The sequence below is a fragment of the Paracoccus sp. J55 genome (assembly GCF_000513975.1).
In the GTDB taxonomy this organism is placed as follows: Bacteria; Pseudomonadota; Alphaproteobacteria; order Rhodobacterales; family Rhodobacteraceae; genus Paracoccus.
In genome coordinates, this window is sequence record NZ_AZVA01000003.1 from 87,807 (window position 1) to 103,818 (window position 16,012).

A 16,012-nucleotide genomic window follows, 5' to 3' on the forward strand; every position below is an offset into this window, starting at 1 on the left:
CCGGTTCTGGCCGGAAAAACCGCTTTGCGATGAAGGCCCGATATGCCCAGCTTGAATGAGATCCGCTCAACCTTCCTGAACTATTTCGAACGCAACGGCCATCGCGTCGTCGACTCGAGCCCGCTGGTGCCGCGAAACGACCCGACGCTGATGTTCACCAATTCGGGCATGGTGCAGTTCAAGAACCTGTTCACCGGCGTCGAGACGCGGGACTACAAGCGCGCCACCACCGCACAGAAATGCGTGCGGGCCGGCGGCAAGCACAACGACCTGGACAATGTCGGCTATACCGCGCGCCACCATACCTTCTTCGAGATGCTGGGGAATTTCAGCTTCGGCGACTATTTCAAGGACGGCGCCATCCCCTTTGCCTGGGAGCTTCTGACCAAGGATTTCGGCATTCCCAAGGACAAGCTGCTGGTCACCGTCTATCACACCGACGACGAGGCGGCGGAGATCTGGAAGAAGGTCGCGGGGCTTCCCGATGACCGCATCATCCGCATTCCGACCAGCGACAATTTCTGGCAGATGGGTCCGACCGGTCCCTGCGGTCCCTGCACCGAGATCTTCTATGACCACGGTGAGCAGATCTGGGGCGGTCCGCCCGGCAGCGCCGATGAGGACGGCGACCGCTTCATCGAGATCTGGAATCTGGTCTTCATGCAGAACGAGCAGTTCGAGGATGGCTCGATGCGCGCGCTCGACATGCAGTCGATCGACACCGGCATGGGGCTGGAGCGGATCGGCGCGCTTCTGCAGGGCAAGCATGACAATTACGACACCGACCTGATGCGGAGCCTGATCGAGGCCAGCGCGCATGCGACCAGCGCCGACCCGGACGGTCCCGGCAAGGTGCATCATCGCGTCATCGCCGATCACCTGCGCTCGACCAGCTTCCTGATCGCCGACGGGGTGATGCCCTCGAACGAGGGGCGCGGCTATGTGCTGCGCCGCATCATGCGCCGCGCCATGCGGCATGCGCATATGCTGGGCGCCAAGGACCCGGTGATGCATCGGCTGGTGCCCTCGCTGGTGCGCGAGATGGGTGCCGCCTATCCCGAGCTCGGCCGCGCCCAGGCGCTGATCGAGGAGACGCTGAAGCTGGAGGAGACCCGCTTCAAGCAGACGCTGGACCGCGGCTTGCGGCTCTTGGACGACGAGCTCGCGAAGCTGCCCGAGGGGGCGAACCTGCCGGGCGAGGCGGCGTTCAAACTTTACGACACCTATGGCTTCCCGCTGGACCTGACCCAGGACGCGCTGCGCGAAAAGGGCCGCGCGGTCGATACCGCCGGCTTCGACGCCGCCATGGCCGAGCAGAAGGCCAAGGCGCGCGCCGCCTGGGCCGGCTCGGGCGAGACCAAGGATGCCGCGATCTGGTTCGATATCGCCGAAGAGCACGGCGCCACCGAATTCCTGGGCTATGACACCGAGATCAGCGAGGGCCAGATCCTGGCCCTGGTGCAGGACGGCGCCGCGGTGGATGCGGCCTCCGAGGGCCAGCAGGTGCAGATCGTGGTGAACCAGACGCCCTTCTATGCCGAAGCCGGCGGCCAGGTCGGCGATACCGGCCTGATCAAGACCGAGACCGGCGCGGCGCGCGTCACCGACACCAAGAAGTCGGGCGGCGTCTTCATCCATATCGCCGAGGTGACGCTGGGCACGATCCAGCGCGGCCAGGGGGCGCAGCTTTCCGTCGATCACGACCGCCGCAGCGCCATCCGTGCCAACCATTCGGCCACGCATCTGCTGCACGAGGCGCTGCGCCGCGCCTTGGGCGAGCATGTCGCGCAGCGCGGCAGCCTGAACGCGCCGGACCGGCTGCGCTTCGACTTCAGCCATGCCAAGGCGATGACACCCGAGGAGCTGGCCCAGGTCGAACGCGAGGTGAATGATTTCATCCGCCAGAACAGCCCGGTCGAGACCCGGATCATGTCCCCCGACGATGCCCGCGCCCTGGGCGCCCAGGCGCTGTTCGGCGAGAAATACGGCGACGAGGTGCGCGTGGTCTCGATGGGCGAGTTGGCGGGCTCGGGCAAGGGCACCGGCGGCCAGACCTATTCGCTGGAGCTGTGCGGCGGCACCCATGTCGCGCGCACCGGCGATATCGGCATGTTCGCGCTGACCGGCGAGACCGCCTCGGCCGCCGGCATCCGCCGCATCGAGGCGCTGACCGGCCAGGCGGCGATGGACGAATTGCGTCGCGTGGACGCCGAGCTTTCCGAAATTGCCGGCATCGTCAAGGCGCAGGCCGGCGACGTGGTGAACAAGGTCCGCGCCCTGGCCGATGAGCGCAAGGCGCTGGCCAACGAGGTGGCGCAGCTCAAGCGCCAGCTGGCGATGGGCGGCGGGTCCGAGGACAAGCCCAAGGACATCAACGGCATCAAGCTGATCGCCCGGCGCGTCGAGGGCGTGACCGGCAAGGAGCTGGGCCCGCTGGTCGATGAGATGAAGTCGCGGCTCGGCTCCGGCGCCGTGGTGGTGCTGGCCGAGGCGGACGGCAAGGCGACGGTGGCGGCGGGCGTCACCCCCGACCTGACCGGCCGGATCAGCGCCGTCGAACTGGTGCAGACCGCGACCGCGGCGCTTGGCGGCAAGGGCGGCGGTGGCCGTCCCGACCGCGCCCAGGGCGGGGCGCCCAGCCTTGCCGCGGCCGATAGCGCCATCTCGGCCGTCGAAACCCTGATCGGAGAGAAAGCATGACCGCCTTGTGGATCGCCCATGTGACCGTGACCGACCCCGATGCCTATGGCGAATATGCCCGGCTGGCGGGGCCGGCGATCGCCGCGCATGGCGGGGTGTTCCTGGCCCGCGGTTCGCGCTACGTGCAGCTTGAAGGCAAGGAGCGCGCCCGCAATGTCGTGGCGCGCTTCCCCAGCGTCGAGGATGCGGTGGCCTGCTACCGCTCGGCCGAGTATCAGGCGGCGCTGGACCATGCCCGGGATGCGGCCGAACGCGACCTTGTGATCGTGGAAGAAAACCCCGCCTGAGACTTTTTGGTGATTCGTCAGGCTTTTCGTGCTAGCCCTAGGAAAAAGCGCGGAAAGGGGCAGGATAATGTGCCGCTGGGCAGCCTATGTCGGCAGTCCGATCTATCTTGAGGATGTCATCTGCCGGCCCGGCCATTCGCTGGTCCGGCAAAGCCACGGGGCGACCCGCTGTCACACCCCGGTCAATGCCGACGGCTTCGGCATCGCCTGGTATGGCGAGCGCGAGGAGCCGGGCCTTTACCGCGACATCATGCCGGCCTGGTCGGACAGCAACCTGCGCAGCCTGACCGCCACGGTGAAATCGCACCTGTTCCTGGCGCATGTGCGGGCCTCGACCGGCACGGCGACCAGCCGCAACAATTGCCATCCTTTCGTCGTCGGCAAATGGTGCTTCATGCATAACGGCCAGTTCGGCGGCTACGACGGCTATCGCCGCCATGCCGAGGTGCTGATCCCCGACGAGCTCTATCCGCATCGCAAGGGCGCCACCGACAGCGAGGCGCTGTTCCTGATGGCCCTGGGCGAGGGGCTGGAGGACGACCCCGCCGGCGCCATGGCCCGCGCCACCGCGAAATTCGAGGCACTGGCCCGGCAAAAGGGCGCGGCGCCGCATGTGCGGCTGACGGCGGCCTTCTCGGATGGGACCAGACTCTATGCCCTGCGCTATGCCAGCGACGAACATGCGCCGACCTTGTTCCACCGCTGGTCCGACACGCGCGGCGGCCGCGCGGTGGTCTCGGAACCGCTGGAGAGCGACGAAACCGGCTGGCTGGAGGTGCCGGCGCAAAGCTTCTGCATCTTCGACGGCGCCGAGGTGACACTCACGCCTTTCCGGCCGGGGCCGCTGCGCGCCGTCGCCTGAGCCACGAAACCCCCCGCGAAAGTCGGCGCCATCCGCCTTGCGACGGCCCGGAACCCGGTGGGGCTGCTTGCCCCGGCCGGAAAGGCATCGCAGCCGGCCAGCTGTGCCAAGCCGGACCTCCTCCGGAGGCGGCCGTTACCCGCGGCGATGGGAATGGGGCGATGTCGGCCAAGGCCGGCCGGTGGCCGGGCGCCTTTCTCCGGTCTCTTCTCTGTTGCCCAAATACCCTCAGCCACGGTGCAGGTGCAGCGTCCGTGCCGGGCTCGCGCGGCCGGATCGTTCACGGGTCAGCGCAGGGCCAGCCCGCCCTCGCGCAGCAGGAAATCCACGATCTCGCGGACCCCCTTGCCATGCCGCAATTGCGCCATGACGAAGGGCCGCGTGCCCCGCGCCGCCCGTGCATCGCTTTCCAGCAGCGCCAGATCCACCCCGACATGCGGCGCAAGGTCGGTCTTGTTCACCACCAGCAGGTCGGATCGGGCCAGCCCCGGCCCGCGCTTCCTGGGGATGTCCTGCCCGGCAGTGGTGTCGATGACATAGATCGTCAGATCGGCGAGCTCGGGCGAGAAGGTCGCGGCCAGGTTGTCGCCGCCCGATTCGATCAGGATCAGCGCCAACTCGGGGAAGGCGGTGCGCAGATCGGCCACGGCGGCCAGGTTGATGCTGGCATCCTCGCGGATCGCGGTATGCGGGCAGCCGCCGGTCTCGACGCCGCGGATGCGCTCGGCCGGGAGCACCTGGGCGCGCATCAGCGCCTCGGCATCCTCGCGGGTATAGATGTCATTGGTGATGACCGCCATGGACAGGCGCGGCGCCAGCGCCCGGGCCAGCTGCTCGGTCAGGGTGGTCTTTCCGGCGCCGACCGGGCCGCCGATGCCGACGCGCAAAGGTCCGTTCATCATGTGCGGAAGATCCTTACCTCCAGGGTTTCATGCCGCATCGCCGCCAGATCGGCGCCGAAGCAGCAGCTTTCCAGCCGGTCGCGCCCGGCCGTCGCGGCTTCGGCCGCAAGCGCGGCGATCAGGGGATGCAGGCGGGAAAGCGCCGCCTGCGCCTCGGCCTGGCCCAGCGGCAGGAAGCGCGTCGCGGCCGAGATCAGGTTCGCGGCGAAGGCGTGCAGGTAATGCGCGATCACCTCTTCGGCCGGCAGGGTCAGTCGGCGCGCGGCCTCACCCACCGCGACGGGCAGCGGCCGCGCCGGCAGCGTCGCGGCCGAAAGCGCCGAGACGGTGGCGGCAAAGGCGCGGCCCTGGTCCGCGGTTTCCGCCAGCCGCTCGGCTGAGCCGGCCAAGGCACGGGCAAGATCCGCGATCTCCTCGGCATCCTCGCCGCGCAGCACCAGCGCCAGCAGCACCGCGTCGAGCCGGCCGCCGCCATGGCGCAGCACATCCGCGACCCAGTCCGAAACCGCATCGGCGTCCCGCACGCCCTCGGCCATCGCCTGTTCCAGCCCGTGCGAATAGGCGAAGCCGCCGGTGGGGAAGGCCGGCGACAGCCATTGGATCAGCGACAGGCGGTCCAGCGCGGACATCGGCTAATGCGCATGGTCATGGCCCATGGTGCGGCCATGGCCATAGGCGCCGCCCTCGGGGGCAAAGGGCGCCATGGTCGGGGTGATGCGGGCGCCGAGGCCGCGCAGCATGGCCTCCAGCACATGATCGGCGCGGATCAGCAGGTGGTCGGGCTCGATCTGGCAGGGGGTGTGGCGGTTGCCGATATGCCAGGCGAGGCGGGGCAGCGGCCCCTCGATGCGCAGGCAGGGCTCCAGCGCGGCGGCGATGCCGACCAGACGCCCGTCCTCCAGCTGCAATGCGTCGCCGGGATCAAGGCTGACCGTCTGGGGCAGGTCGACCAGAAAGGACAGCCCGCCGCGCGAGGTCAGGCGCTTGCGGCGCAGGAAGCGGCCCTCGTAGTCGAGGACCACCGTGTCGTCGGCGGGGGTCGCGCGAAGCACCGCGACGGCCCGCAACGGCAGGGGCGCGCTCATCGCGGCGCCCCCTTGCAGGTCAGAACCAGATGCGGTCGCTGAAGACGTAATGCACGATCCGGTCGCGGGTGATGCCCATCCGGGCCAGTTCGGCGTCGGATTTCGCCTCCAGCGCCTCGATCTCGGCACGGCGCGAATGCTTCTCGATATAGGCCTCGGTTCCGCGCGCGAACCGCTTGAGGAATGCGTCGAACAGTTCCGGCAGGCGGGGCGAGAAGATGTTGGTCGAGATGGTAGCCATTGGAAACCCTTTCGGTATTGGCGAATGGTTTCCTCCCCTGGCGTCGAATGTAGGTCTGTTTCGCGGTCATCACCATGGCTTCTTTTGCAATGCTGCATTGCAGCGGGGGCGTAAGCGGCTTTCAGAACAGGAAATATCTTTGCGCCAGCGGCAGTTCGGTGGCGGGCTGGCAGGCCAGAAGCTCGCCATCCGCCCGCACCTCGTAGGTTTCGGGGTCCACCTCGATCAGCGGTGTCGCGTCGTTCAGCCGCATGTCGGCCTTGCCGATGCCGCGCGTATCCCGCACCGCCACCGCCGCTTTCAGCATCCCCTCGGCGCAGCCGGCATCCAGCCCGGCCCGGCTGACGAAGGTCGTGCCCGAGGCATGCCGCGCCCGGCCCATCGCGCCCCACATCGGCCGCATATACATGGGCTGCACCGGGATCGAGCCGTTCGGATCGCCCATCTGCGCCCAGGCGATCATGCCGCCGACCAGCACCATTTCCGGCTTGGCGCCGAACATGGCGGGGTCCCAGATCACCAGATCGGCGCGCTTGCCCGGCTCGACGCTGCCGATCTCATGGCTGATGCCATGCGCGATGGCGGGGTTGATGGTGTATTTCGCCACGTAGCGCCGGGCGCGCAGGTTGTCGTTCCGGCCCGTCTCTCCGGCCAGCCGCCCGCGCTGCAGCTTCATCTTGTGCGCGGTCTGCCAGGTCCGCGTCACCACCTCTCCCACCCGGCCCATGGCCTGGCTGTCGGAGGAGATCACTGAAAAGGCGCCCATGTCGTGCAGGATGTCCTCGGCCGCGATCGTCTCGCGGCGGATGCGGCTTTCGGCGAAGGCCACGTCCTCGGGCACGCGCTTGTCGAGGTGATGGCAGACCATCAGCATGTCCAGATGCTCCTCGACCGTGTTGGCGGTAAAGGGGCGGGTCGGATTGGTCGAGCTGGGGATGACGTTCGGCGCACCGACCAGCCGGATGATGTCCGGCGCATGGCCGCCGCCCGCGCCCTCGGTGTGGAAGGCGTGGATGGTGCGGCCCTTGATCGCCGCCAGCGTGTGCTCGACAAAGCCGGATTCGTTCAGCGTGTCGGTATGGATCGTCACCTGCACGTCCATCGCATCGGCGACGGTCAGGCAGCAGTCGATGGCGGCCGGGGTGGTGCCCCAGTCCTCGTGCAGCTTCAGCGTGGCGGCGCCGGCGCGGACCATCTCCTCCAGCGCCTCGGGGCGCGAGGCATTGCCCTTGCCCGAGATCAGCATGTTCACCGGCACCGAATCCATCGCCATCAGCATCCGCCGGATGTGCCAGGGCCCCGGCGTGCAGGTGGTGGCCAGCGTGCCATGCGCCGGGCCGGTGCCGCCGCCCAGCATGGTGGTGATGCCCGAGGCGATGGCGTCCTCGACCTGCTGCGGGCAGATGAAATGGATATGCGCATCCATGCCGCCGGCGGTGACGATGCGGCCCTCGGCGGCGATGATCTCGGTGCCGGGGCCGATCACCAGCGTCACGGCCGGCTGGGTATCGGGATTGCCGGCCTTGCCGATGCCGTGGATGCGCCCGTCGCGCAGGCCGATATCGGCCTTGTAGATGCCGGAATGGTCAAGAATCAGCGCATTGGTGATGACGGTGTCCATGGCCCCCTCAGCGTGGCTGGCCTGCGACTGGCCCATGCCGTCGCGGATCACCTTGCCGCCGCCGAACTTGACCTCTTCGCCATAGGTGGTCAGGTCGCGCTCGACCTCGATGACGATCTCGGTATCGCCCAGCCGCAGGCGGTCGCCGGTGGTCGGGCCATACATCTGCGCATAGTCGCCGCGGGAAATGGTCAGCGCCATGATCCTCTCCTTAATCCAGCGGGCCCATGACCGTGCCGTTGAAGCCATGGACCGCGCGCCGGCCGGCAAGCGGGATCAGCCGCACCTCGCGCCGCTGGCCCGGCTCGAAGCGGACGGCGGTGCCGGCGGCGATGTCCAGCCGCATGCCGCGCGCCGCCGCCCGGTCGAAATCGAGCCCCGGATTGGTCTCGGCGAAATGGTAGTGGCTGCCGACCTGCACCGGCCGGTCGCCGGTATTGGCGACCATCAGCGTGATCGCCTCGCGCCCGGCGTTCAGGACGATCTCGCCCTCGGCCGGAAAGAGTTCGCCCGGGATCACGGCAGCACCGCCAGCGCGACGCCCGCCGCCGCCGTCGCCGCGCCCAGCAGGCGCGTGGCGCCCAGCCGGCCAAGCGCGATCCCTGCCAGATGCAGCGCCGCGGTCGCCAGCACGAAGCCCGCCGCATAGGCGGCAAGACGCGAGGCCGGCCCCTCGGCCCCATGCGCATGGCCGTGCATCAGGCCGAAGACAGCCACCACCGGCAAGGCAAAGCCCAGCGAGGGCCGCAGCGCCAGCGCCACGGCAAGGCCGAGGATGACGGACGAAGCCAGGATCATCGGCTCGACCGCCGGCAGGGGCAGGCCCGCCGCCCCCAGCGCGCCGCCGGCCAGCATGGCGGCGACGAAGCATAGCGGCAGCGCCCAGAGGCCCCGCCGGTCCGCCGCCGTCGCGGCCCATAGCCCGACTGCAACCATCGCCAGCACATGGTCGGTGCCGCCCAGGGGGTGCATCCAGCCCTCGGCGAAGGGCGCGGCATGGCCGACATGGCCGGGATGGGCAAAGGCCGCCGTCGGCATCAGCAGCAGGGGAAGGATAGGTTTCATGGCAGCCTCTCAGCGGATGGGATCGTGGACGGTGACCAGCTTGGTGCCGTCCGGAAAGGTGGCCTCGACCTGCACGGAATGGATCATCTCGGGGATACCCTCCATGCATTGCTCGCGGGTGATGACATGGGCGCCGGCCTCCATCAGCTCGGCGACCGTGCGGCCGTCGCGCGCGCCCTCGACCACGAAATCCGAGATCAGCGCGATGGCCTCGGGGTGGTTCAGCCTGACGCCGCGGGCCAGCCGGGCGCGCGCCACCATGGCGGCGACCGAGACGAGCAGCTTTTCCTTTTCGCGGGGACTCAGGTTCATCTTGGGCTTCCTTCAGATTTGCCAGACGCGGGGCAGGGGGCCGGGCCGGATCGCCCGGATCAGCCGCATCAGCGCCTGCCGCAGCTCCCAGCCATCCGGGGCCATCAGCCGCGCCACGAGCTTGCCGTCGAAGGCGCTGGCGGCGCCGTCCGCGCCAAGCGCATCCCGCGCCCGCCCCAGGCGGTCGGCGGCGTCGGGGGCCACCAGCACCAGCGTCGCAAAGGCGCGGCATCCGGCTAGCATCGCCGGCCCGCATCCGGCCAGCGCGGCATCGGTGATGCGCAGGTTCTCGACAAAGACCGGCCGGCCGTCGCGGCTGATGCGGCGCCGGTCGCTCAGGTCCAGCCGCGTCACCGTCTCGCCCATGGCCGCGCGGCCCAGCACCAGCACCTCGGCCCAGAGGCAGCTGGCCGTGCCGGCCAGCGCCACCTCCTGCTCGCGCACCAGCGCGGCGCGGTCGAACAGGATCGTCTCCTGTGGCAGCAGGTCCAGATGCGCGCCGTCCGCCACCGCATAGCGCGCTTGCACCCCCGCGCGCCCGGTCACCGAGCGATAGGCGCGCTCGGCCGTCTGGGTCGTCACCACCAGCCGCGTGCCCGGCCCTTGCCCGACCGCGATCTCCATCCGGTCGCCGCCGGTCAGCCCGCCCGAAGTGTTCAGCAGCACCAGCTCGCAGCCCCCTGCGGGCGGCAGCATGGCCTTGCCGCTGCCGGACTGGTGCAGCCGCTCCAGCCGGGTCGTGCCGCCGCGCAGCGCGAATCCGGCGCGGACACGCCCTTGGGCGCGGGGAAGCTGGCAGGGGATCGTCTGGTGCAGCATCGGGACCTCTTTGCCCGAAGCATCGGCAGAGCCGCGCCGCGACTGCAAGGAAAGGCACCAGATCCGCCGGCCCGATCCCCGATCTGCGCGAAATCGGGGCAGGCTGGGCATTTCGCAGGCAGGGCGGAATGCGCTTCCCCCCAAGGGCTTCGGCCATTATACGGTTCGCGGCATTCATGACCGCAAGGGGAAGCACAATGGCCAATGTGGTGGTCGTCGGCGCGCAATGGGGCGACGAGGGCAAGGGCAAGATCGTCGACTGGCTGTCGGAACGCGCCGATGTGATCGCGCGCTTCCAGGGCGGCCACAACGCCGGCCACACGCTGGTCATCGGCAATCAGGTCTTCAAGCTGTCGCTCCTGCCCTCGGGCATCGTGCGCAAGGGCAAGATGGCGGTCATCGGCAACGGTGTGGTGCTGGACCCCTGGTCGCTGTTCGCCGAAATCGACAAGCTGGCCGCGCAGGGGGTCGAGATCAGCCCGGAAAACCTGATGATCGCGGAAAACACCCCGCTGATCCTGCCGCTGCATCAGGACCTCGACAAGCTGCGCGAGGAAGCTGCCGGTGCCAGCAAGATCGGCACCACCGGCCGCGGCATCGGTCCCGCCTATGAGGACAAGGTCGGCCGCCGCAGCATCCGCGTCGCCGACCTTGGCGACGAGGAGACGCTGGACTCGCGCCTCGACCGCCTGCTCGCCCATCACGACGCCCTGCGCCAGGGCCTCGGCGCCGCGCCCATCGACCGGGCGGAGCTGCGCGCCAGGCTGCTGGAAATCGCCCCGAAACTGCTGCAATACGCCCAGCCGGTCTGGAAGGTGATGAACGACTACCGCAAGGCCGGCAAGCGCATCCTGTTCGAGGGCGCGCAGGGCAGCCTGCTCGACATCGATTTCGGCACCTATCCCTATGTGACCAGCTCGACCACCATGTCGGGCATGGCGGCCAGCGGCACCGGGCTCGGCCCCTCGGCCATCGGCTTCGTGCTGGGCATCGTCAAGGCCTATACCACCCGCGTCGGCGAAGGCCCGTTCCCGACCGAGCTCGACGATGCCGACGGCCAGCGCCTGGGCGAGCGCGGCCATGAATTCGGCACCGTCACCGGCCGCAAGCGCCGCTGCGGCTGGTTCGATGCGGTGCTGGTGCGCCAGACCTGCGCCATCTCGGGCGTGGACGGCATCGCGCTGACCAAGCTCGACGTGCTGGACGGCTTCCAGACGCTCAAGATCTGCACCGGCTACGAAGTGGACGGCCAGCATTACGACCACCTGCCCACCGCCGCGGCGCTGCAGGCCCGCGCGAAACCCGTCTACGAGGAGATGGAGGGCTGGCAGGATTCGACGCAGGGCGCGCGCAGCTGGGCCGACCTGCCGGCCAATGCGATCAAATACGTCCGCCGCATCGAGGAATTGATCCAGTGCCCCGTCGCGCTGCTCTCGACCTCGCCCGAGCGCGACGATACCATCCTCGTGACCGATCCCTTTGCGGACTGACGCGGGCTGACATGGACCTCAAGACGCGCAAACGCTGGTCGCTGGTGATCCTGCTGGTCGGGCTGCCGCTCTATATCGTGGTGGCGGTGAGCCTGGTGAACTGGATGGACCGGAGCTGGGGCCGCCAGCCGATCCTGGTCGAGCTTGCGGTCTATGTGGCCCTGGGCATCCTCTGGGCGCTGCCCTTCCGCAAGGTCTTCTCCGGCATCGGCAAGGGCGAATGAGGTTCACCAGCGCCCGCCCGGTCACGCTGATCGGCGGCGCGCCGGTCAGCCGCGCCGACCTGCAGCAGGCGCTGCGGCTCGCGCCGGTGGTGGCCGCCGCGGACAGCGGCGCCGATACCGCGCTGAGCCACGGGCTGATGCCGGCGGCGGTCTGGGGCGATTTCGACAGCATCTCGGCCCGCGCCCGGGCCGAGATCCCGGCCGAAAACCAGCATCCCATCGCCGAGCAGGACAGCACCGATTTCGAGAAATGCCTCTCCCGGCTCGGTGCGCCCTTCATCATTGCGCTGGGTTTCTCGGGCGCGCGCCACGATCATTTCCTCTCGGCGCTCGGCGTGCTCGCCCGCCGCATCGGCCCGCCCTGCATCCTGATCGCCGGCGAGGACGCGATCACCCTCGCCCCCCCGCATCTCGCGCTGGACCTCGCCCCCGGCACCCGGGTCTCGCTGTTCCCGATGGGCCCGGCCTCGGGCAGCTCGACCGGCCTGAAATGGCCCATCGACGGGCTGGCCTTCGCGCCGGCCGGACGCAGCGGCACCTCGAACGAAGCCACGGGCCCGGTCACGCTGGAATGCGAGGGCCCGATGCTCCTGATCCTGCCGCGCGCGGAACTGCCGCGCCTGGCCGCGGCGCTCTAGGCTTCTTTGCTCGCCAAATACCCATGCAACCGCGCCGTTCAGCGCTTGCGGATCCGCGGGTCCATGGCATCGCGCAACCCGTCGCCGATATAGTTCACCGACAGCACCGTCAGCGAGATCAGCAGCCCCGGCAGCACCACCCGCCAGGGATACATCTGCATCTGGTCCACCGCGTCGTAAAGCAGCCGCCCCCAGGTCGGGAAATCCGGCGGGAAGCCCAGCCCCAGGAAGGACAGCGCGCTTTCGGTGATGATCGCCGTGGCGATGCCCAGCGTCGCCGCCACCACGATGGGCGAGACCACGTTGGGCAGCACATGGCGCAGGATCATCCGCGGCGCCGGCGTGCCGATGGATTTCGCCGCCAGGATGAACTCGCGCTCCTTCAGGCCCAGCACTTCGCCGCGCACGATGCGCGCGGTCTGCATCCACGAGGTGACGCCGATGGCGCCGACGATCAGCAGGAAGGTGCCGCCCGCCGGGCCCATCGCCTTGCCCAAAGGCTCGCGGAACAGCGTCACCATCAGAAGCAGCAGCGGCAGCAGCGGCAGGGCCAGGAACAGCTCGGTCAGCCGCATCAGCGGCGCGTCGAGCCGGCGGAAATAGCCCGAGCTGATGCCGATCAGGCTGCCCAGGCTCAGCGCGATCGCCATGGCGGTCAGCCCCACCGCCAGCGAGACCTGCCCCCCCGCCATCAGCCGGGCCAGCAGGTCGCGGCCCAGCTGGTCGGTGCCCAGCGGATGCGCGGCGCTGAAGCCCTGGTTGCGGGCGCGGATGTCGACGAAGGTCGGCTCGATGGTCCAGACCAGCGGCCCGACGGCCACGAACAGGATGATCGCCACGAACAGCACCAGCGCCACCATGGCGCCGCGATGGCTGCGGAACTGCCGCCAGATGTCGCGCCACTGGCTGCGGGCCGGGGCCTCGGGCGTTGGGGCGGCCGGTGGCAGCGCCTCGGCCCCCGGTGCCGCGGCATTGACCGCGCTTTCCTCGATCAGCAGCCGGTCAGTCATAGCGGATCCTCGGGTCCAGCACGCCATAGAGCAGGTCGGCGATCAGGGTGAAGGTGACGATCAGCACCGCGAAGATGAAGGTCAGCGTCATCACCATCGGGATGTCGTTGGCGTTGATCGCCAGGATCAGCAATTGCCCCAGCCCGTTCACCTTGAACACCTGCTCGGTGATGATGGCGCCGCCGAAGACCGCCGGCAGACCCAGCGCGATCACCGTGACCACCGGGATCAGCGAATTGCGCAGCACGTGCTTCAGCACTACGACGCGCTCGGACAGGCCCTTGGCGCGGGCGGTACGCACGTAATCCTGCCGCAGGTTGTCCAGCATGGAGGCGCGCATGAAGCGGCTGATCTGCGCGGCGTTGTAAAGCGCCAGCACCGTGACCGGCATCACCATCTGCCGCACCTGCTGGGCGAAGCTGTCCCAATCCGTCACCCGCAAGGTGGTGTCGTAGATCGACGGGAACCATTGCAGCTTGATGCCGAAGACGATGATCAGCACCACCCCGGTGAAGAAGGTCGGCAGCGAGAAGCCGACCATCGACACGAAGGTGCCGATCTGGTCGAACCAGCTATATTGCTTGTAGGCCGAGACGATGCCGATCGGGATCGCGATCAGCACCCCGATCAGGTAGGACATGCCGACGACGGTCAGCGTCTGCGGCAGCCGCTGCGCGATCACGTCGAAGACCGGGCTGCGGCTCTGGAAGCTGATGATGCGCTGCATGCCTTCGCTGAACCCGGTGCCGAAGGCGCGGTCGAACCAGTGAAGCGGCTCGACCCAGAAGAACTGCTTCAGCCACAGCACATAGCGGATATACCAGGCCTGCCCCAGCCCCAGCGCCTCGCGCATCCGCTCCTTGACCTCGGGCGGCACGGTCAGCGGCACGTCGCCCAAGGGATCGCCGGGCGAGGCTTCCAGCAGCAGGAAGATCACCAGCGAGATGAACAGCAGCGTCGGGATTGCCAGCAAGAGCCGGCGCAGGGCGAAACTCAGCATGGCGATCCTTTCGCGCTCACGGCTTTTTCCTCACTCGACGCGGCTCCAGTCGGCGACGTTCCACAGCTGCCCCTCCCAGCCGTTCGGGGCGACGCCCCGCAGGCTGCCCGCATGGGCCGAGACCATGCCGCGATGCACCAGCGGCAGCAGGTAATTGCCCTCGGCGGTCAGCGTGTCGGTCAGGCGTTTCGCGATCTCCTGCCGCTGTTCCGGCTCGGCGCTGCGATGCAGCTCGGCGATGCCCGCGTCATAGGCCTTGTCGCAGAAGCGCACGGAATTGTTGCCCTGCCACTGGTTTTCCGCCGAGGGGATGCGCGAGCAGACGAACTTGTTCAGGAACGAGGCAGGGTCGGGGATATAGAAGGCATCGGTGAACATCTGCGCATCGGCATAGAATTTCTGCTGCGAATCGGGATTGCCCGGATCGCCGCCGAAGAAGGCCGCGCCGTCCACCGCCTTCAGCTCGGTCTCGACGCCGATCTCGGACCACCATTGCTTGACCAGCGCCTGCACGTCCTGGCGCACCGGGTTCACCGTGGTCTGGAACACGAGCGACAGCCGATGACCGTCCTTTTCACGCACGCCGTCGCCGCCCGGCAGCCAGCCGGCCTGGTCCAGCGCCGCTTTCGCGCCCTCGATGTCCTGCGCCAGGCATTCGTCGCGTCCCGAGGCATAGGCGGCCGGCACCGGCACGATGGTGCAGGTCGGCTTGCCGGCCGGGCCATAGGTCAGCTCGGCCAGCAGCGGCCGGTCGATGGCCATGGACAGCGCCCGGCGCACCGCCGGATCGCCCAGGACCGGATGCGGATGCGCGGCGGTGGACCGCTCGCCCTCGGGCAGGTCCGAGCTGGGATCGGTCTGGTTCAGCTCGATCCGCTCGACCATCGAGCCGAAGCTGGCGACCAGCCTGCCCTTGCCCTGCGCCTCCATCGCCGCCACCGACTCGGGCGGCAGCTGCAGGTTCCAGGCGAAATCGTACTCGCCCGATTCCAGCACCGCCCGCGCCGCCGCCATGGCATCGCCGCCGCCCTTGACCGTCACCCGGTCGAAGGCGGGTTTCGCGGGGTCGCGGTAATGCTGGTTGATCTCGAACACCGCCACGTCGCCGGGCCGGAAATCCGTCACCCGATAGGGGCCGGTGCCGATGGGGCCGAAATTCTGCGCCGTGCAGCTGGCGCCCGCCGCGCCCATGCAGGGCTGGAACTGCGCCTTTTGCAGCACCGGCGTGCGCCCGCCGACGAAGGCTTGCAGGGGCGCATAGCGCGGCGCGTCGAAATTCAGCCGCACCCTCTGCGCATCCAGCGCCTCGACCGAGGCGATGCCCTCGAACTCGGCCAGCACCGCGCAGCCGAAGGCCGGGTCCATGCAATATTCGGCGGTGAACTTCACGTCCTCTGCGGTGACGGGCGAGCCGTCCGACCAGACCAGCCCCGGCTTCAGCCTCCAGGTGACCGAGGTGAAATCCTCGGCGATGCCGCCATTCTCGCGGCTGGGGATCTCGGCCGCCAGCACCGGAACCAGGCTGCCGTCGTCGGCGACGATGGCCAGCGGCTCGATCACCATCGAGGCCGGGTCCACGTCCTTGGCGCCGGTCGACAGATAGGGGTTCAGCACCGTGGCGGCCTGCCAGTAAAGCACGCGCAGCTCGCCGTCGCCGCCGCGTTCGGCCAGGGCGGGCGAAGCGACGGCCAGCGCCAGCGCCGAAACGATCAGTCGGGAAATCATCATGGTCTTTCAGCCTGTTGACGGGTCAGGG

General features: G+C 68.9%; 18 protein-coding genes. 6 read left to right on the forward strand and 12 right to left on the reverse strand.

Annotation, left to right across the window (positions count from 1 at the left end):
* Nucleotides 1–42 precede the first annotated feature (42 nt).
* The 3 genes from alaS (at nt 43) to PARJ55_RS0104340 (ending at nt 3,849) form a co-directional block, all read left to right on the forward strand.
* Nucleotides 43–2,700 carry an alanine--tRNA ligase gene (gene alaS, locus PARJ55_RS0104330; RefSeq protein WP_028711894.1) on the forward strand — a complete coding sequence of 886 codons (2,658 nt, stop codon included), beginning with the start codon at nt 43–45 and terminating at the stop codon, nt 2,698–2,700.
* A complete protein-coding gene (locus PARJ55_RS0104335; RefSeq protein WP_028711895.1) occupies nt 2,697–2,987 on the forward strand; it encodes a DUF1330 domain-containing protein in 291 nt (96 codons plus the stop codon). The genes alaS and PARJ55_RS0104335 overlap by 4 nt, the downstream gene beginning before the upstream one ends.
* Before the next feature lie 67 nt (nt 2,988–3,054).
* Nucleotides 3,055–3,849, forward strand: a complete 795-nt coding sequence (locus tag PARJ55_RS0104340) for a class II glutamine amidotransferase (RefSeq protein WP_028711896.1) — start codon at nt 3,055–3,057, stop codon at nt 3,847–3,849.
* A 287-nt stretch (nt 3,850–4,136) separates the two neighbouring features.
* On the opposite strand, the gene ureG is transcribed toward PARJ55_RS0104340, so the two are convergent.
* The 9 genes from ureG to PARJ55_RS0104385 form a co-directional block, all read right to left on the reverse strand.
* On the reverse strand, nt 4,137–4,751 hold the full coding sequence (ureG, locus tag PARJ55_RS0104345; protein ID WP_028711897.1) for an urease accessory protein UreG: 615 nt from the start codon (nt 4,749–4,751) through the stop codon (nt 4,137–4,139).
* The gene (locus PARJ55_RS0104350) at nt 4,748–5,380 is read right to left on the reverse strand and encodes an urease accessory protein UreF (protein ID WP_028711898.1); all 633 of its coding nucleotides are present in this window, start codon (nt 5,378–5,380) and stop codon (nt 4,748–4,750) included. Before PARJ55_RS0104350 ends, ureG begins: the two co-directional genes overlap by 4 nt.
* A gap of 3 nt (nt 5,381–5,383) precedes the next feature.
* The gene (locus PARJ55_RS0104355) at nt 5,384–5,836 is read right to left on the reverse strand and encodes an urease accessory protein UreE (protein ID WP_036696929.1); all 453 of its coding nucleotides are present in this window, start codon (nt 5,834–5,836) and stop codon (nt 5,384–5,386) included.
* A 19-nt stretch (nt 5,837–5,855) separates the two neighbouring features.
* Nucleotides 5,856–6,077: a hypothetical protein gene (locus tag PARJ55_RS0104360; protein WP_028711900.1), complete on the reverse strand. Its 222-nt coding sequence runs from the start codon at nt 6,075–6,077 to the stop codon at nt 5,856–5,858.
* A 121-nt stretch (nt 6,078–6,198) separates the two neighbouring features.
* Nucleotides 6,199–7,899: an urease subunit alpha gene (gene ureC / locus PARJ55_RS0104365; RefSeq protein ID WP_028711901.1), complete on the reverse strand. Its 1,701-nt coding sequence runs from the start codon at nt 7,897–7,899 to the stop codon at nt 6,199–6,201.
* A gap of 10 nt (nt 7,900–7,909) precedes the next feature.
* On the reverse strand, nt 7,910–8,218 hold the full coding sequence (locus PARJ55_RS0104370; RefSeq protein ID WP_028711902.1) for an urease subunit beta: 309 nt from the start codon (nt 8,216–8,218) through the stop codon (nt 7,910–7,912).
* Nucleotides 8,215–8,763 (reverse strand): HupE/UreJ family protein, encoded by a 549-nt coding sequence (locus PARJ55_RS0104375; protein WP_028711903.1) that lies wholly within the window; start codon nt 8,761–8,763, stop codon nt 8,215–8,217. The genes PARJ55_RS0104370 and PARJ55_RS0104375 overlap by 4 nt, the downstream gene beginning before the upstream one ends.
* A gap of 9 nt (nt 8,764–8,772) precedes the next feature.
* Nucleotides 8,773–9,075 (reverse strand): urease subunit gamma, encoded by a 303-nt coding sequence (locus tag PARJ55_RS0104380; protein ID WP_028711904.1) that lies wholly within the window; start codon nt 9,073–9,075, stop codon nt 8,773–8,775.
* 12 nt (nt 9,076–9,087) lie between these two features.
* Nucleotides 9,088–9,894 carry an urease accessory protein UreD gene (locus tag PARJ55_RS0104385; protein ID WP_028711905.1) on the reverse strand — a complete coding sequence of 269 codons (807 nt, stop codon included), beginning with the start codon at nt 9,892–9,894 and terminating at the stop codon, nt 9,088–9,090.
* A 197-nt stretch (nt 9,895–10,091) separates the two neighbouring features.
* On the opposite strand from PARJ55_RS0104385, the gene PARJ55_RS0104390 reads away from it, so the two are divergent.
* The 3 genes from PARJ55_RS0104390 to PARJ55_RS0104400 are packed head-to-tail and all read left to right on the forward strand — an operon-like array spanning nt 10,092 to nt 12,246.
* Nucleotides 10,092–11,384 (forward strand): adenylosuccinate synthase, encoded by a 1,293-nt coding sequence (locus PARJ55_RS0104390; RefSeq protein ID WP_028711906.1) that lies wholly within the window; start codon nt 10,092–10,094, stop codon nt 11,382–11,384.
* A gap of 11 nt (nt 11,385–11,395) precedes the next feature.
* Complete coding sequence (locus tag PARJ55_RS0104395; RefSeq protein WP_028711907.1) at nt 11,396–11,608, forward strand: DUF2842 domain-containing protein; 213 nt, start codon at nt 11,396–11,398, stop codon at nt 11,606–11,608.
* A complete protein-coding gene (locus PARJ55_RS0104400; RefSeq protein WP_028711908.1) occupies nt 11,605–12,246 on the forward strand; it encodes a thiamine diphosphokinase in 642 nt (213 codons plus the stop codon). The genes PARJ55_RS0104395 and PARJ55_RS0104400 overlap by 4 nt, the downstream gene beginning before the upstream one ends.
* 38 nt (nt 12,247–12,284) lie before the next feature.
* Here the strand turns inward: PARJ55_RS0104400 and PARJ55_RS0104405 are convergent, their stop codons facing one another.
* From PARJ55_RS0104405 to PARJ55_RS0104415, 3 genes are read right to left on the reverse strand one after another with little or no spacing between them, the layout of a single operon-like run.
* Entirely contained in the window at nt 12,285–13,256 is a 972-nt protein-coding gene (locus tag PARJ55_RS0104405) for an ABC transporter permease (protein ID WP_028711909.1), read from the reverse strand.
* Nucleotides 13,249–14,256, reverse strand: a complete 1,008-nt coding sequence (locus tag PARJ55_RS0104410) for an ABC transporter permease (protein WP_028711910.1) — start codon at nt 14,254–14,256, stop codon at nt 13,249–13,251. Before PARJ55_RS0104410 ends, PARJ55_RS0104405 begins: the two co-directional genes overlap by 8 nt.
* Before the next feature lie 30 nt (nt 14,257–14,286).
* A complete protein-coding gene (locus PARJ55_RS0104415) occupies nt 14,287–15,984 on the reverse strand; it encodes a peptide ABC transporter substrate-binding protein (RefSeq protein WP_028711911.1) in 1,698 nt (565 codons plus the stop codon).
* Between the last annotated feature and the right edge of the window lie 28 nt (nt 15,985–16,012).

Excerpts from the sequence above, each read along its gene's own strand:
- PARJ55_RS0104360 (WP_028711900.1), bottom strand. The coding sequence starts at position 6,077 with ATGGCTACCATCTCGACCAACATCTTCTCGCCCCGCCTGCCGGAACTG.
- PARJ55_RS0104395 (WP_028711907.1), top strand. The coding sequence starts at position 11,396 with ATGGACCTCAAGACGCGCAAACGCTGGTCGCTGGTGATCCTGCTGGTC.
- PARJ55_RS0104350 (WP_028711898.1), bottom strand. The coding sequence starts at position 5,380 with ATGTCCGCGCTGGACCGCCTGTCGCTGATCCAATGGCTGTCGCCGGCC.
- PARJ55_RS0104355 (WP_036696929.1), bottom strand. The coding sequence starts at position 5,836 with ATGAGCGCGCCCCTGCCGTTGCGGGCCGTCGCGGTGCTTCGCGCGACC.
- PARJ55_RS0104385 (WP_028711905.1), bottom strand. The coding sequence starts at position 9,894 with ATGCTGCACCAGACGATCCCCTGCCAGCTTCCCCGCGCCCAAGGGCGT.
- PARJ55_RS0104400 (WP_028711908.1), top strand. The coding sequence starts at position 11,605 with ATGAGGTTCACCAGCGCCCGCCCGGTCACGCTGATCGGCGGCGCGCCG.
- PARJ55_RS0104335 (WP_028711895.1), top strand. The coding sequence starts at position 2,697 with ATGACCGCCTTGTGGATCGCCCATGTGACCGTGACCGACCCCGATGCC.
- PARJ55_RS0104390 (WP_028711906.1), top strand. The coding sequence starts at position 10,092 with ATGGCCAATGTGGTGGTCGTCGGCGCGCAATGGGGCGACGAGGGCAAG.
- PARJ55_RS0104340 (WP_028711896.1), top strand. The coding sequence starts at position 3,055 with ATGTGCCGCTGGGCAGCCTATGTCGGCAGTCCGATCTATCTTGAGGAT.
- PARJ55_RS0104410 (WP_028711910.1), bottom strand. The coding sequence starts at position 14,256 with ATGCTGAGTTTCGCCCTGCGCCGGCTCTTGCTGGCAATCCCGACGCTG.
- PARJ55_RS0104375 (WP_028711903.1), bottom strand. The coding sequence starts at position 8,763 with ATGAAACCTATCCTTCCCCTGCTGCTGATGCCGACGGCGGCCTTTGCC.
- PARJ55_RS0104405 (WP_028711909.1), bottom strand. The coding sequence starts at position 13,256 with ATGACTGACCGGCTGCTGATCGAGGAAAGCGCGGTCAATGCCGCGGCA.
- ureC (WP_028711901.1), bottom strand. The coding sequence starts at position 7,899 with ATGGCGCTGACCATTTCCCGCGGCGACTATGCGCAGATGTATGGCCCG.
- alaS (WP_028711894.1), top strand. The coding sequence starts at position 43 with ATGCCCAGCTTGAATGAGATCCGCTCAACCTTCCTGAACTATTTCGAA.
- PARJ55_RS0104415 (WP_028711911.1), bottom strand. The coding sequence starts at position 15,984 with ATGATGATTTCCCGACTGATCGTTTCGGCGCTGGCGCTGGCCGTCGCT.
- PARJ55_RS0104380 (WP_028711904.1), bottom strand. The coding sequence starts at position 9,075 with ATGAACCTGAGTCCCCGCGAAAAGGAAAAGCTGCTCGTCTCGGTCGCC.
- ureG (WP_028711897.1), bottom strand. The coding sequence starts at position 4,751 with ATGATGAACGGACCTTTGCGCGTCGGCATCGGCGGCCCGGTCGGCGCC.